Raw genomic sequence first — 14,577 nt, forward strand, 5'->3', positions numbered from 1 at the left:
CACCTGATGCTGCTATCTCTCCAATTATAAAATTGTATTATTATATATAATTCACTTAAATGTATTTACCTCTTCATGTATATACGGAATGTCTCCTGGCAATGATTTTCCAGTATGTATGTCTGGAAACATTTAAATTATATTAATTAGATTCTATTACACGGATTTATTTATATTAATATATTAAGGGGAGATATTCAAGTAAACTAACTAGATAAAGGAACTGAAACACAGTTACTTAGATTTTCAATATCAAGCAATTTAATGACGTGAATTTTCATATGAATAAAGTAAGGTGAATTATATGTACGGACAAAATTTAAAATCTATAACAAAACAAAAATCGATATTATTGCCACTGTTGATTGTGACCTTGGTGGTCATGATGACGGGTGTGGCAGGTGCTACAGTATATGAGATACAACCTGCATATGAACTAATTAATGATGGTGATGTTGCACCAGCAGACAGTGATTTCATTCCGGTGATTGGTTTCAATCTTAACTCAACAGATGGTGAAATACTTGAATCTGTATCTTTCACTATTGAAGATACCGGGACGGGAGTGAAGAATTCTGATTTTGTTGAAGTAGCTTTGTTCAATTCAACTGACACAACCTTCAGTGGTGATGACCAAAAGATAGGAAACACAGGTTCGAGTGGTATATCGATTGGTTCTCCTACCAACATAGGTTCCAATACAGAGATTATATCTGATAGATCTGAAATGCGTTATTTTATAGCTATTAAAACAAACTCAAGCTGGTCTGATTCTGACCCTGCGGATTCAATAAAGGTCAGTGTTGCTTCAGGAACCTCTACTTATTTTATAAGTATTGATAATGTAGAGGCTACTGCCCTTACTGGAACAAATGTATTAACTGCAGATACAACACCTCCAGATGTTGATCTTTCTTATAATCTTACTAGGCCTGTTAAAGACTCAGATACTTTGAATATTACTGCAGACTTCAATGAATCAATTGATACAAATCCATCGATTTCTATTGATACTACTGGTGATGATCTCTCTTCTGCATCCATGTCTGGAAGTGGAGAAATTTGGTACTATGAGTATGATGTTCCGGCTGACAGTAATGGTATCGCAACTGTAACAATTGATGCTGTAGATCCTGCAGGCAATTCCAATAATGTTGCTACAAACAATATCTTTAAAATTGATAATGAAGTGCCTGCTTTGACCCTTGACACAATTGTTGACGGTAACGAGTTTGCTGACAATACAGTCTGGATCAACGGTACTTTCTCTGATGACATCTCTAATATCAGTAACAACACCCTTGTAATTACCGTCAATGATACTTCTTATGATTACACTGATATCGGTGGTGCATCCAACATAAGTTCATCTGCCTACAACTTCAGTCTCAGTCTTGGAGATGCTGATCATACTGTAAATGTTTCAGTTTCTGATGAAGCTGGTAACACCAATACCACTGACACTATCGACTTCTCCACCGATACCGAGGGACCAGTAATCGAACTTGACAGTATCAGTGAAGGTCAAAACCTCACAGATAGCATAGTCTGGATCAACGGTACTTACAGCGACAATGTAGTTGGAGTTGACAACAGTACGCTTGTCATTTCAGTCAACAATACTGAGACATCTTTCGACAGCATGCTGAATGATACGGGTACATTCAATTACTCACTGTCTCTTCCGGATGGCGACCACAATGTCACAATTGATGTAGATGACAATGTTGGTAATGCTGCAACACAAGTTCTGGCAAACTTCACTGTTGATGCTACAAAACCCACTCTGACCCTTGACACAATTGTTGAAGGTGACGAGTTTAATTACAGTACAGTCTGGATTAACGGTACCTTCTCTGATGGTATTACTGGTATCAATAACAGTACCCTTGAGATTCTGGTCAACGGCTCCACGATTGACTCGTCTGTAAGTGAAGAAGGTATTTACAATGCCTCTATAACTCTTCCAGATGATGAACACAATGTCACCGTCTCCATCGATGACTATGCTGGTAACACCAAAACCACTGACACTATCGACTTCTCCACCGATACCGAGGGACCAGTAATCGAACTTGACAGTATCAGTGAAGGTCAAAACCTCACAGATAGCATAGTCTGGATCAACGGTACTTACAGCGACAATGTAGTTGGAGTTGATAACAGTACGCTTGTCATTTCAGTCAACAATACTGAGACATCTTTCGACAGCATGCTGAATGATACGGGTACATTCAATTACTCACTGTCTCTTCCGGATGGCGACCACAATGTCACAATTGATGTAGATGACAATGTTGGTAATGCTGCAACACAAGTTCTGGCAAACTTCACTGTTGATGCTACAAAACCCACTCTGACCCTTGACACAATTGTTGAAGGTGACGAGTTTAATTACAGTACAGTCTGGATTAACGGTACCTTCTCTGATGGTATTACTGGTATCAATAACAGTACCCTTGAGATTCTGGTCAACGGCTCCACGATTGACTCGTCTGTAAGTGAAGAAGGTATTTACAATGCCTCTATAACTCTTCCAGATGATGAACACAATGTCACCGTCTCCATCGATGACTATGCTGGTAACACCAATACAACCAGTCTTGTCAACTTCTCCACCGATACCACAGCACCCGATGCAATCACCGGTGTGACAGTTGAAGACATAAAGAACACAGATGAAAGTCTGACTGTAAGTTGGGATGCAAGTGATGCGTCTGACTTTGGCAACTACAACATCTACATCAGCACAGAGAAAATCACTGATGTCTCAGAGATGACCCCTGAAGCAACTGTTGCTGATAATACCACAACACAGACTTCTCTGACCACAATAGGTGGAATATCTATTGAAGATGGTGTGGACTACTATGTGGCTGTGGCTGCAAACGACACTCTCGGCAACCAGAACAACACGGTGACCGATGCAGGACCTGTCAAGTCATTTGCAGACATGGATCTGGAACTTGATGAAGGATGGAACCTAGTTTCCACACCTGTCAGGTTGAATAACTCCAGTACCGAGGATGTGTTTGGTGACAGATATGTATTCTATTATGATGCTACAGAAGCAAACTGGATTTATCCTGAAAACATCGAACCTTGCAGAGGATACTGGGTATTCAGTGAAAGTTCAGGAATAGATTCTGTCAACCTTAAATTTGAATACATGCCTGTTGATGACAGTGTATCAAAGGCTCCTCCGACGCAGTCTCTTGCTGAAGGATGGAACATGATAGGTCATACCAGTACATCAGAAATGCCGGTAATTTTTGCTCTGGAATCTTTGGAGGATATTAGTTATGAAACTGGATTTAGCTATTATGCATATTCTCCTCAGGAGTCTATATCTGTAACACCCTATTACAGCAACCTCCTTATGTATTCTGATGGAAGATGGGATAGATATGCAAACTTTGAATTTTTCAATTTCAATGATTTTGAATATATGAACCCTGGCGATGGTTACTGGATATTCATGAAAGAAAACAAGACCTATGCAGCCATTGATAACTACTATAGGGAAGAGCAGAACATAAATTAAAACCATTTAACTGGCGCAGATGCGCCAGTTTCATTTATTTTAGGAGATAATTATGGTCAATAAATTAAGGAAAATATCCATTATCCTTTTTATATCAGTTTCTCTTCTTTTAATGGGAATATCTGTAGTTTTAGCAATGCCTTCAATACCCATGTCTGTTGATGGTAATATCACGATTGATAATGAACCAGCTCCTGTCGGTACTATTGTTACAGCTGAAATAGATGGGGAAACGGTAGACAAATATGTTGTCCAGGACGATGGATGGTACATGTTGACAATTGAAGGTGAAGCAGAGGATTCGGGCAAAACAATTGAATTTTTTATAAATGATAAAAACACGGGGATAACTGAAAATTGGGAATCGGGTTCGAATCTAAAAATTGATTTGGCAATATCTTCTGATATTTCTGACAGTAAATCTTCTTCATCGTCATCGTTCTCTAATTCGTATAATAATGACTCATATACTAATACTACATCAGAAAATACTTCAGAAAATGAAAGGCTTAATAACTCTCCATCTTCTGGCAATCAAAATGTAGAATTATCTGAAGAATCTGACTCTGAATATAAGTCTAATGATACTTCCAATCTTAATGAATCAAATAATAATTCATCTTTATCAAAGGAAACTCCTGGATTTGTCACAGTCAGCTGCATACTAACTTTGGTTATACTTTACATTATAAATATGTATAAGAGGGAATGATATATGCATTCAAACTACCGAGATTTAAACAAATTGTTTTTTACGATTCTGATATCATTATCTTTACTATCGATGCCGGTTACTGCAGAAGGAATACCTCCGCTTCCCAATGCATTCAGTGGGAATGTCACATTAAATGGTAATGAAGCTCCTGCTGGCACAGAAATAAATGCATATATAGATTATCAGAATGACACGAATCCAGATGGCTCTTTCATAGTTTCTACCCCTGGTTATTACAAATTATCTGTACAGGGGAACTCTGAGGACCATAAAAAGGATATTACGTTTATAATTAATAATTCTTCTGCAGTACAAACGGCAGAATTCAATATATATAGTCCTCCTCCACTAGATCTAGACCTCTCAACTAAGGGTGATAGTATAAGGAAATCCTCCGAAAATAGTTCGATGTTTAATAATATTACCACCCCAGAGGAAAAAGAGTTAACTAATAATTCTGAAAACAATTCTTCCTCAAATGTTTCAGAATCCCTAGATAGCCTTTCGATTTGGTTAATCTGTAGTTTGCTTGGAGTTGCTTTTGTAGTGGTTAAATTTGGACGTAAAGGTGGGATTTAATGAGTCGAATGAAAATAATTTCAAACATCATGCTAATTCTGTTGTTACTTGTATTTATGTTGCCTGCAGTTATGGCAGAAGAGTCTGTACCATCGGGGCCCAATATATTTGAAGGCAGTGTTCAGATAAATGATTCTGACGCAACAGTAGGTACTGTTATAGAAGTTTATATTGATTACACTAACAACAAAGTTCCCGATGGAAGCACCACAGTTGATGTGGAAGGTGACTATGAGATATATGTTTATCCAAACTCTAATGATGATATAGGTAAGGAAGTTACTTTTAAAGTGACAAACATCGATACAGCGGTGTCTGTTTTTAAAAATGGTCCTATCGTACGTCATCTCAATCTAACAGCTTATGACACAACACCTCCCACAATAGATTCACCAACTGTGGCATATCCAGAAGGTAAATCCATAGTGAAAAATGGTGATACTGTCACTGTATCTGCCAATGTAACCGATGAGGGTTCGCAGGTAGAAACTGTTTCCCTGGATGTCTCTGCAATAAATTCTTCTGCTTCAGATGTTGTAATGCAGGAAGATGACGGGACAACATATGATTGGAACGATAACAGTGCTGCAGATGCAGGACTTTATGGGGCAACGGTTGTTGTCAATACTGAAAATAATGGTGAACAAGCCCTGAGTATAGAAGCAGTGGATTATGTGGGCAATAACAATTCTTCGGAAGTTGGTTGTAATGTGGATAACACGCCCCCGATTGCGGTTCTTGATGATCCGTTGGATAACTCCCTTTTGAAGAATAATGAAATCACTTTCAACTTCAGCCTAACTGACAATCTTGATGACAGTGTGGATTGGACTCTCTATATTGATGGAGTTGAGAATGCAAGCGGTACTGGTTTAGATGAAATTTCTGAAACCGTAAGTGGTCTTTCTAAAGGTGTTCACACCTGGAATGTTTCCGTTGAGGATTCTGCCGGTAACACAAATGTCAGTACAACACATTCTTTCACTGTTGACACTGAGAAACCCACTATAACCCTTGATACAATCGAGGAAGCAGATTACTTTAATGACAGTACAGTCTGGATCAACGGTACTTACAACGATAATATAGTTGGAGTTGACAATAGTACTCTTGAAGTTCAGGTAAACGGCATTGTTCCATTGTTTGAAACCATGCTGAACGACACAGATTCATTTAACTACTCGCTCACTCTTGATGACAAAGTAGACCATAATGTAACAATTGGTGTGGATGATAATTTGGGTAATAGTAATACTACTGGTGTCGTAAACTTCACCGTTGATACCATAGAACCCACTTTGACTCTTGATACTATTCAAGAAGATGACGAATTTAATTACAGCAAAGTCTGGATTAATGGTACATTCTCCGATGATATCTCCAATGTCAACAACAGTACCCTTGTCATTACTGTCAATGATACACCTTATGACTACGATGCGATTGGGGAAGCCAGCATAAGTTCATCTGACTACAATTTCAGTCTCAGTCTTTCAGATGCTGACAATAATGTCACTGTCTCCATTTCTGACCATGCTGGTAACACCAATACAACCGGTCTTGTCAACTTCTCCACCGATATCACGCCTCCAGCAATAGATCTTGATAGTATCAGTGAAGGTGTGAACTTCAAGTATAGCACAGTCTGGATCAATGGTACTTACAGCGACAATGTAGTTGGAGTCGACAACAGCACCCTTGTAATTTCAGTCAACAATACCGATACTTCATTCGAAAGCATGATGGATGATACTGATTCATTCAATTACTCATTGTCTCTTCCGGATGGCGAGCATAATGTTACAATTGATGTAGCTGACAATGTTGGCAATGATGCAACGCAAGTTCTGAAGAATTTCAGTGTTGATACTGAAGGTCATACTTTAACCCTTGATACAATCGAGGAAGGAGATTACTTTACTGACAGTACAGTCTGGATCAACGGTACTTTCTCCGATGATACTAGCGGTATCAATACCAGTACTCTTGAAATCCTTGTCAACGGAACTTCAGTAGATTCAATTAATATAGTTGGCTCATCAAGTTACAATCATTCAATAAATCTTGAAGATGCTGAACATAATGTCACAGTTTCTGTTGAGAATAATGTAGGTCATTCAAGCACCACTGGTCCTGTTAATTTCAGTGTTGATACTATGCCACCAACTACCGACAATAATGCTCCAAAGGAACCTGCAGAGAATCCATTTACTATAACTTTCCAACCTCTTGACAATAATGGTGGTTCTGGTGTAAATGCCACTTTCTACAGAATAGATGATGGTGAATGGATAATTGGTGATTCCATAGATATCTATGAAGCCGGTGAATACACCATAGAATTTTACTCAGACGATATAGCAGGCAATGAGGAATCTACTAAGACCATAACTGTGAATCTGACTGAATCCGATACAGTTGCACCCGTAACAACAGACGATGCCCCATCAGGCTGGCAGAATGAGAGTTTCACTGTAAATTTAAGTGCCATTGATGAGGGTGGTTCTGGTGTAAATAAGACTTTATACAGGATGGGCGACGATTGGCTCTCAGGAACCTCTATCTTGATAGATACTCCTGGAAATCACACAATTGAATATTATTCAATAGATAAAGCAGGTAATGAGGAAACATCAAATGTCACATATGCTAAATATGACCCCGATGTACCGGGCATGAATGAGCAGAACATAACTCCTAAGTTAATATTGAACACTTCAACAGATACTGCGATTGTTACTGTCAATGTGACAGATCAGGTATCAGGTCTTGATAATGTGACTATTGACCTGACACCCATAGGAGAAAGTGTGTTTGAAATGGTTTCCAATGGAAATAACATCTATTCATATTCTATCTCTACGACTCATCCGGCAGGTGATTTCTCGTTCAATGTGACTGCAATTGATAATGCCGGTAATTCTGCAAATAAACCCTTGAAGCTGAATGTGTCTACATCGTATGAAGCAATCACTGAATACTCTGGTGAAGATGGTGAAGATGATTTATCTACGAGTGACATTGATCAGGCAATAGAGGATAATGAGGCTGGAGAAGTATCTGATGAAACAGTACTGGTGTTGATAGAGGAATATTTCAGCTAAGGAGTTCAAATTATGAATAATGTATCAAAAAAGACTATTGTGGTAATATTCCTGGCATTGCTGATGGCCATGCCTGCAGCAGCATCACCATCTTCAGAAAGAATACTTCCCGATTCTGTTAATACAGGTGAGGAATTCAATGTAACTATAAATGTCAGTAATTACGGCAACTTCTCAATGGTGAATGAAACATTACCCACAGGTTTCACTTTTGAGAATCTGGTTACTGATGACAATGTCAATGTGAATGATGACAATGTCAATGTGAATGATGGGGGATATCTTCTGTTTTATTTCTTCAGTCTGGATAACTTCACCTATACATTGAAAGCCCATTCTTCCGCAGGCACCTATGATTTTGATGGTTATCTGAATGATTCAACTACTACTATCAATGGTAGTCAATCTCTGAAGGTAAATTCTGTATCCGATCCTGATGACACTTCTTCCTCCTCCAGTGGGGGAGGGGGTGGTGGCGGTGGTGCCACAGGTGAAGCCTTTGAGAATATTGCATCAAAATATGCACAGCTGAGGACTGTTTCCATTGGAGCGGATATCAGTTATGAATTTGATGAAAGTGACATTATGTATGTCAATTTCAAAGGCAACACAAACTCCGGTCAGGTAAAGGTGCTCATCGAAGTGTTGAAAGATACTTCCACTCTGGTGGATGAAGGCGTACCAGGTCAGGCTTACCGCCACATCAATATCTGGGTGGGTAATTCTGCCTTTGATGAGGACAACATGGAAGATCCTGTAGTCGGTTTCAGGGTGAGCAAGGACTGGCTTTCTGATAATGGTGTTGAGCCGTCTTCAGTCTCTCTGTTCCACTATGACAATGGCTGGGAGCAGCTGGTAACCACTCAGACAGATGAGGACGATGATTACTTCTACTTCGAGGCAGAAGCAACCGCCTTTTCACCATTTGCAATTTCGGCGGTAACAGAAGAGGCTGTTTCAGAAGACGAAACTGATCAGGATGCAGATGAACCAGCCACCGATGAAGAGGAAACAGTTGAAGAGCCATCAACCGGGCAAGAGGATAAACAACCTGATAATTCTGTACCAGGTTTCAGTTCCATGCTTATGGTAGGCATTATAGGCTCTTTGTACGCACTATTCAGAAAGAAGGTTTAAAGTGAGGCATTAATTGCCCACTTCTTTATTTTTCAATTTTTTCTAAATAAAAGTGTATTTGAATAAACCTGAGTTTTTGCTTCATTTTCTCCATGAATAAGTATGTGATTTGTTCACGGTGATATACACTTTTGGATATTGTATAATGTTGCAAACAAAGTCACAAAAATTTGCCTCACTCACATCCATTTTTCGCACAGGCCTTTACTGTTGCAGTGCTGTCATCCCTTTTCTCCCCGGTCCCCCCGATCTCCAGCACCTGTTCTGCCTTGCTTCCATAACGGTAAGCAGCAATTCCCTTACACTTCAACCGGTAGGCCAGCATGTAGATCTCCCGGAAATCCTCCTCCGTAGCCTCATGGGGCAGGTTCACGGTCTTGGCAACGGCATTATCCACATGCTTCTGGAAAGCGGCCTGCATCCTCACATGCCATTGGGGTTTAATCTCCAGGGCGGTGGCAAAGACCCGTCTGGTCTCTTTGGGGATATTCAGGATGTTCTGGAGGGAGCCGGTTTCGGCGATTTCCTCCATCAGATGTTTGCTGTAGAACCCGTGTTTTCTTGCCATCTCCTCAAAAACAGGATCGATCTCTGTCAGCCGGGTTCCCATCACATTGCGCTGGTAGGTGAGGGCGAACATCGGTTCAATTCCTGAAGTGGTATTTGCAATTATGCTCAGGCTGCCTGTGGGGGCCACGGTATTCACCGTTGCATTGCGCATTGCAGGATAATCTTTTGCAAGAGTACTCCTGTGGAAATTCGGGAAACTGCCCCGCTGCTCACCTAGTTCCACAGATTTTTGCACGGCTTCTTCCCGGATGAACTTCATTACTTCTTCAGCTGTCGCAATTCCTTCCTCACAATCATAGGCAATCCCCAGGCGTGCCAGCATGGCGGCAAATCCCATGACACCCAGGCCGATCTTGCGGTTTTGTTTTGTCCTCTGCTCGATTTCCGGGAGGGGATATTTGTTGGCATCGATCACATTATCCAGGAAATGCACTCCTGTATCGACCGTTTCCTTCAATTTCTGCCAGTCGATTGCCCCTTCCTTAACCATCAGCGCCAGGTTGATCGAGCCGAGGTTGCAGGATTCATAGGGCAAAAGAGGCACCTCTCCGCAGGGATTTGTACTCTCGATTGTGCCGATTGCACTCATGGGATGTTTGCGGTTGATCTCATCCAGGAAAAGCAGGCCAGGATCTCCGGTCTGGCAGGCACACGTCACTATCCGGTCAAACATATCCCGTGCCTTTAATCTCTTCTTAACTTTACCGGTTCGGGGATTTACAAGGGCATAATCCCTGTCCTGGCTGACAGCCTCCATAAATTCATCCGTCACGCCCACCGAGAGATTGAAATTGCGCAGCATATCCTCCTTTTTCTTGGCCCCGATGAACTTGAAAATATCCGGATGGTCAACTCTCAGCACCCCCATATTGGCTCCCCTGCGCCTGCCGCCCTGCTTGATCACATCCGTTGCCTTATCAAAGATCGTCATAAAGGAAAGGGGCCCGGAAGCCACGCCTTCTGTGGAGCGCACAGGGTCTCCCTCCGGTCGCAGGTCTGAAAAGGAGAATCCTGTGCCGCCGCCGGATTGGTGGATGAGGCTCATATCCTGCAGGGATTTGAAGATACTTTTCAGGGAATCTTCCACAGGCAACACAAAACACGCACTCAATTGCCCCAGCTCGGTGCCCGCGTTCATGAGGGTTGGGGAATTGGGAAGGAACTCCAGATCTGCCATTACCTGATAAAAATCATCTTCAGTTTTATCCACACTGTATCCGTAGGTGCTGTCAACTCCGGCAATAGCCTTTGCAACCCTGCGGAACAACTCGTTGGGCTCTTCTGCGATTTTGCCCTTTGCATCCCTTAAAAGGTAGCGCTTTTCCAGCAACGTTTTTCCATTGGCGGACAATTTGGATTCGATCGTGTTATCCTCTTTATCCATACAAAACCCCATTTTAAGATTGGGTTAAGATGCTTTATAATTACCTCGCCTTTTCATGCACAATCCTGGCATTCATTACTTTCCCTTCTCTGTATCAGGGAATAGGTGATCATTATTGCCAGGAGCAACGCAAAGAAAGTTTTCACTTCTGCAGGCAGCAGGTCACTTGCACTTCCCGCAATGGCCGTTGCCTCAATTCCCAATCTAACGTATATGAGGTCGAGCAATATCCCAAATATAAGCGCAAAGAGGGCTATCATTGCAAGATAAATGGTAACAGCCTTTTTCCCCAAAAATTTCGTAACCATTGTAATGGTCGCAGCATTGGTGGCCGGTCCTGCAAGCAGGAACACAAACGCGGTACCCGGGCTCATCCCTTTGGCGATAAGGGCGGCTGCCAGGGGTGTGGAGGCGGTGGCGCAGATGTAGAGCGGGATTCCTACAAACAGCATCAGGATCATCGAACCAATCCCGCCTCCAAGGTAGCCTCCCACAATTTCCTCCGGGACAATATAGGAAATCACTCCTGCTATCAGCAGCCCCACAATGAGCCACTTTGCAATATCTCCCAGCAGTTCCACGTAAGCATATTTTATGGCATCAATGGCTCGCTCTTTCAGGCCTGCTTGACCGCAATCATCTCCATCGCAATCACAACCCGGATTTGTTACATCTTCCTTTTTTGAAAGCATAATGGGATTTGAGAGCGTATTTGTCACGTCCTTTTCCATAATATTGCTTGTAATTCCTGCTCCCACCGCGGTTATGAAGGTAGCAACAGGTCGGAATACCGTCATAATGGGATCAAGCAGGGCATAGGTGATTGCGATAGAATCAGCTCCGGTCTGGGGGGTCGATATCAAAAAGGACAGGGTGGCACCATTGTTTGCCCCTCTTTTTTTCAGGGACATTGCCGCAGGTATCACGCCACAGGAACATAGGGGCAGGGGAATACCGGCAATAGAAGCTTTGAGAACCGAACTGAATTTCCCGGCCCCGCTGCCAAGATGCCCGATAATCTTCTCATTGGAAACCACAAGTTCCAGCAGTCCTGCAATCCCAAAGCCGAGGAAAAGATAGGGTGCAGCCTCTTCGAAAAGGTACCAGGTCTCCTGTATTATTCCTGCCAGAATTTCCATGAAACTTTGTGCAATACTCATCGGTATTCCTCGATAATATGCTGTCTGCACGTTTCTATCAGCAGTCTGACATGCTCATCTGCAATGTAGTAGACTGCAAACCGCCCCTCTTTCCTGACCCTCACAAGGTCTAGCTGGCGCAGTATCCGCATATTATGGGATATTGCAGACTGTGAGGCTTCAAGTGCTTCACTGAGTTCACATACACACATATCCCTGTCTTTGAGTAAGAACAGGATATTCAGGCGTGCAGATGATTGCAGTGCCTGAAATATGGCAGACATGCGGGTAATTGTTTCAGGTGGGGGAATTGTGAGTTTTTCAATCTGGTTCTTATCCACACGTTTGCAAGGCAAATCATCCATGAACATATGATCAATCCTTCATGTATATGAATCTGTTTCTCTGTGGCATGGAAAATGAACTGTAAAATCTTCTTTCTCCATTACTTATCTAAATGATTCGGGTGAATAGTAGTATAGTTGTTATATAGGTGAGTGGATAATGCAATTATTGGAAATATGTTGTCTAAAGACAAATGGAAGGTACTAAAATGAAGGTTGTAGCATTCAATGGAAGTCCCAGGAAAGACGGGAACACCGCAAAGCTTGTCAAAAATGTATTTTCAGAACTCGAAAAGCAAGGAATTGAGACCGAACTGATTCAGCTGGGAGGCATCCCTGTAATGGGATGTACTGCCTGCATGAAGTGTTTTGAGAACAAGGATCGCCGATGTGTCATATCCAGTGATCTGATCAATGAATGTATCGGGAAGATGATTGAGGCTGATGGCATAATTATTGCAAGCCCTACATACTTTGCCGATCTGACTACGGAAACAAAAGCCCTGATTGACAGGGCGGGTTTTGTAGGCAAAGCAAATGATGAACTTTTCAAACATAAGGTAGCAGCAGCGGTTGTATCTGTCAGGAGAGCAGGCGCTCTTCACGCATTTGATTCCATTAACCACTTTTTCTTGATCTCCCAGATGGTCGTACCGGGTTCAAGCTACTGGAATATAGGAATGGGACTTGCTCCCGGCGATGTAGAGTCTGATACAGAAGGAATGCAGACGATGCAAAACCTGGGCCAGAATATGGCCTGGCTTATGAAAAAGATCAATGGCTGAGTAGCCATTTGTTTCCTTTTTTGTGGATACGTTTTTCCCGCGTATGAAAATGCGTGTCCGTAAACTCTCTTATTTTCCAGTCTCATCAAGTATATTTGGACAATTCATTACGGGCGCACACCAAGTTCCAGTTGTGTTGTCATTTTTTCCCCATCCCTGTAATACTCAAGTTCGATCTCGTCACCCGGCTGTTTTTCACTGATATGGGCTATGATCTGGTCACTGTTGAAGACTTCAACTCCGTCTACTCCTACAATAATATCCCCGTTGATGAAGATTCTTTCATCATTGATCCTTACCTCTTCGCCACTTTTCAGCCCGGCATCCTCGGCAGGTCCGTCTTCCACTACAACCACGACCATTACTCCTCTGGCTGCCTCATCATTAAGGTCCATGAAATCTGCTGCCCTGGGACTTACAGGGAGCATCTGTATACCGATCCAGGAATGTTCATATTCTCCTTTTTCTATTATGGCATCGGCAACCATCCGGGCTTTATTGGAAGGTATAGCAAAACCCAGATTATCTCCGCTACGTGCACGGTTGACCCCGATCACTTCCCCTGAGAGGTCAATAAGCGGCCCTCCTGAATTTCCCGGGTTTAACGGTGCATCGGTCTGTATAACATTGGGGATGGAAAATCCGTTTGTTGTGGGCATTGTCCTGCCCGTGGCACTGACGATTCCATGTGTTACACTTCCCTCAAGCCCAAAAGGAGTACCTATTGCCATAACCATCTGAGCAGGATTGATTATTGATGAGTTGGCCATTGGCAGGGGATAGGGTTGGCAGTTTTCATCACAGGGGACTTCATCGACCTTTAATACCGCAATATCAGAATATATGTCAGTGCCCGTGATCTCAGCATCCATTGCAACCCCGTTGCTGAAATATACTTCTACGGAATCAGCATTTTCCACGACATGCTGGTTCGTTATGATATGGCCTTCTGCATCATAAAGAAACCCCGATCCGCCACTTCTGAATTGGTCTCCGTCGATTTCCCCTTCAGTCCTTATGGATACAACCGAGTCAAAAACAAGTTTGTAAAGTTCTTCATAGGTCTCACCAGCGGTGCCATTGATATTGATTATGCCGGTAACACCACTTTCAGGATCATTAATTTGTGTGTTTTCCAGACTCCCATCATCATAAAGCACAGTTGTCAGGCTGATCCCGAGAACAAAACCAATCAGGAGGAACAATATTGCTATCAAGGGTAGTGTACTGCCCCTTTCCTCTTTAAGCAGCGAAGTTGAGAATTGCATCATAAGAT

At 42.2% G+C, this 14,577-nt stretch carries 10 protein-coding genes; 6 read left to right on the forward strand and 4 right to left on the reverse strand.

The window, feature by feature from the left end:
- Nucleotides 1-352 precede the first annotated feature (352 nt).
- The 5 genes from BKM01_RS00605 to BKM01_RS00625 are packed head-to-tail and all read left to right on the forward strand — an operon-like array spanning nt 353 to nt 9,079.
- Nucleotides 353-3,544: a beta strand repeat-containing protein gene (locus BKM01_RS00605; protein ID WP_148039285.1), complete on the forward strand. Its 3,192-nt coding sequence runs from the start codon at nt 353-355 to the stop codon at nt 3,542-3,544.
- 52 nt (nt 3,545-3,596) lie between these two features.
- Nucleotides 3,597-4,256, forward strand: coding sequence for a hypothetical protein (locus BKM01_RS00610; RefSeq protein WP_072360809.1), 660 nt, complete (start codon nt 3,597-3,599; stop codon nt 4,254-4,256).
- Nucleotides 4,257-4,259: 3 nt separating this feature from the next.
- The gene (locus tag BKM01_RS00615) at nt 4,260-4,838 is read left to right on the forward strand and encodes a hypothetical protein (RefSeq protein WP_072360807.1); all 579 of its coding nucleotides are present in this window, start codon (nt 4,260-4,262) and stop codon (nt 4,836-4,838) included.
- On the forward strand, nt 4,838-7,942 hold the full coding sequence (locus BKM01_RS00620; protein ID WP_072360805.1) for an OmpL47-type beta-barrel domain-containing protein: 3,105 nt from the start codon (nt 4,838-4,840) through the stop codon (nt 7,940-7,942). The genes BKM01_RS00615 and BKM01_RS00620 overlap by 1 nt, the downstream gene beginning before the upstream one ends.
- Before the next feature lie 12 nt (nt 7,943-7,954).
- Entirely contained in the window at nt 7,955-9,079 is a 1,125-nt protein-coding gene (locus BKM01_RS00625; RefSeq protein ID WP_072360803.1) for a PGF-pre-PGF domain-containing protein, read from the forward strand.
- Between the two features lie 175 nt (nt 9,080-9,254).
- Here the strand turns inward: BKM01_RS00625 and BKM01_RS00630 are convergent, their stop codons facing one another.
- From BKM01_RS00630 to BKM01_RS00640, 3 genes are read right to left on the reverse strand one after another with little or no spacing between them, the layout of a single operon-like run.
- Nucleotides 9,255-11,033 carry an adenosylcobalamin-dependent ribonucleoside-diphosphate reductase gene (locus BKM01_RS00630; RefSeq protein WP_233125698.1) on the reverse strand — a complete coding sequence of 593 codons (1,779 nt, stop codon included), beginning with the start codon at nt 11,031-11,033 and terminating at the stop codon, nt 9,255-9,257.
- A 53-nt stretch (nt 11,034-11,086) separates the two neighbouring features.
- Entirely contained in the window at nt 11,087-12,193 is a 1,107-nt protein-coding gene (locus tag BKM01_RS00635) for an SO_0444 family Cu/Zn efflux transporter (protein WP_072360799.1), read from the reverse strand.
- Nucleotides 12,190-12,537, reverse strand: coding sequence for an ArsR/SmtB family transcription factor (locus BKM01_RS00640; RefSeq protein ID WP_072360841.1), 348 nt, complete (start codon nt 12,535-12,537; stop codon nt 12,190-12,192). Before BKM01_RS00640 ends, BKM01_RS00635 begins: the two co-directional genes overlap by 4 nt.
- A 188-nt stretch (nt 12,538-12,725) precedes the next feature.
- Here BKM01_RS00640 and BKM01_RS00645 point away from each other — a divergent pair, with 188 nt between their 5' ends.
- Nucleotides 12,726-13,301 (forward strand): flavodoxin family protein, encoded by a 576-nt coding sequence (locus BKM01_RS00645; protein WP_072360839.1) that lies wholly within the window; start codon nt 12,726-12,728, stop codon nt 13,299-13,301.
- A 107-nt stretch (nt 13,302-13,408) separates the two neighbouring features.
- Here BKM01_RS00645 and BKM01_RS00650 read toward each other — a convergent pair whose 3' ends face one another.
- Nucleotides 13,409-14,572: a S1C family serine protease gene (locus BKM01_RS00650; RefSeq protein ID WP_072360797.1), complete on the reverse strand. Its 1,164-nt coding sequence runs from the start codon at nt 14,570-14,572 to the stop codon at nt 13,409-13,411.
- Nucleotides 14,573-14,577 lie beyond the last annotated feature (5 nt).

The sequence above is a fragment of the Methanohalophilus portucalensis genome (genome assembly GCF_002761295.1).
Classification (GTDB): Archaea; Halobacteriota; Methanosarcinia; order Methanosarcinales; family Methanosarcinaceae; genus Methanohalophilus; species Methanohalophilus portucalensis.

What these genes read in the sequence shown, in the direction of transcription:
- BKM01_RS00625 (WP_072360803.1), top strand. Translation starts at nt 7,955, where the DNA reads ATGAATAATGTATCAAAAAAGACTATTGTGGTAATATTCCTGGCATTG.
- BKM01_RS00650 (WP_072360797.1), bottom strand. Translation starts at nt 14,572, where the DNA reads ATGATGCAATTCTCAACTTCGCTGCTTAAAGAGGAAAGGGGCAGTACA.
- BKM01_RS00640 (WP_072360841.1), bottom strand. Translation starts at nt 12,537, where the DNA reads ATGGATGATTTGCCTTGCAAACGTGTGGATAAGAACCAGATTGAAAAA.
- BKM01_RS00645 (WP_072360839.1), top strand. Translation starts at nt 12,726, where the DNA reads ATGAAGGTTGTAGCATTCAATGGAAGTCCCAGGAAAGACGGGAACACC.
- BKM01_RS00610 (WP_072360809.1), top strand. Translation starts at nt 3,597, where the DNA reads ATGGTCAATAAATTAAGGAAAATATCCATTATCCTTTTTATATCAGTT.
- BKM01_RS00615 (WP_072360807.1), top strand. Translation starts at nt 4,260, where the DNA reads ATGCATTCAAACTACCGAGATTTAAACAAATTGTTTTTTACGATTCTG.
- BKM01_RS00630 (WP_233125698.1), bottom strand. Translation starts at nt 11,033, where the DNA reads ATGGATAAAGAGGATAACACGATCGAATCCAAATTGTCCGCCAATGGA.
- BKM01_RS00635 (WP_072360799.1), bottom strand. Translation starts at nt 12,193, where the DNA reads ATGAGTATTGCACAAAGTTTCATGGAAATTCTGGCAGGAATAATACAG.
- BKM01_RS00620 (WP_072360805.1), top strand. Translation starts at nt 4,838, where the DNA reads ATGAGTCGAATGAAAATAATTTCAAACATCATGCTAATTCTGTTGTTA.